The organism is Pseudomonas sp. HY7a-MNA-CIBAN-0227 (genome assembly GCF_040310325.1).
GTDB lineage: Bacteria > Pseudomonadota > Gammaproteobacteria > Pseudomonadales > Pseudomonadaceae > Aquipseudomonas.
Map to the genome: position 1 here is coordinate 1 of NZ_JBEOPT010000246.1, position 256 is coordinate 256.

The window sequence follows — 256 nt, forward strand, 5'->3', positions numbered from 1 at the left end:
GTGTTGGGCGACGCCGAAGTGGCGGTCGCGTTTTCCAGCCTGCCCTTCGACCACCTGCTGTTCACGGGTTCGACCCATGTCGGCAAGCAGGTGATGCGTGCCGCCGCCGATAACCTGACCCCGGTGACGCTGGAACTGGGCGGCAAATCCCCTGCGATTGTCTCGACTGACGTGCCGCTCAAAGACGCCGCCCGGCGCATCGCCTGGGGCAAAACCCTGAACGCCGGGCAAACCTGCATCGCGCCCGACTATGTGC

Annotated in this window: 1 protein-coding gene; it reads left to right on the plus strand. The window is 65.6% G+C overall.

Translation table 11 applies throughout. The features are described 5' to 3' along the window. Window positions 1–256: aldehyde dehydrogenase family protein (locus AAEZ06_RS27780; protein ID WP_350617373.1), on the plus strand; the 256-nt coding region annotated here is incomplete at both ends.